General features: G+C 41.4%; 1 protein-coding gene. It reads left to right on the top strand.

The genetic code is table 11. The features are described from left to right. Positions 1-573: Ig-like domain-containing protein (locus QMD21_07900; GenBank protein ID MDI6856686.1), on the top strand; the 573-nt coding region annotated here is incomplete at both ends.

The following is a 573-nucleotide window of genomic DNA, read 5'->3' as shown; positions in this document are numbered from 1 at the left end:
TACAGAGCTGTTGATAATGCAGGCATAGAAGAGGCTGTGAAAAATGTAACTATAAGAATAGACAAGACAGCACCTACTATAGAGAATCCTTTGCCCACGCCTGGAAGTTATGTGACTACAACTGCCAGACCAACTATAAGTGTCACTGTGTCAGATAATGTTTCCGGCATAAGCGTTTATAAGATGTACGTTATGGGCAGTCCTGTAGCGGCAACTTTAGTAGGCAGCACGCTATCTTACACACCAGCAACAGATTTAGCTGAAGGTGCTGTTTCTGTAAAAGTAGAAGTCAAGGACTATGCAGGCATTGTTGAAACTTTAGAATGGTCGTTTACAATAGAGATACCACTGCCGCCACAGCCTGAAGGAACTATGGTGATAAATGACGATGCACCTTATACTAACACTCTAACAGTCACTCTAACTTTAAACGTCACAAATGCTATCGAAATGTGCTTCAGTAATGACGGTATAATCTACAGTTCGTGGGAAGCTTATAACGCTACCAAAGTCTGGATTCTTACTGCAGGTGATGCTCCTAAAACAGTATATGCACAACTAAGAAATGTAGCT

It is taken from the genome of Candidatus Thermoplasmatota archaeon (genome assembly GCA_030018475.1).
In the GTDB taxonomy this organism is placed as follows: domain Archaea; phylum Thermoplasmatota; class JASEFT01; order JASEFT01; family JASEFT01; genus JASEFT01.
Note: the sequence above shows the minus strand (reverse complement) of the source record. Positions and strands in the feature narration are given on the sequence as shown.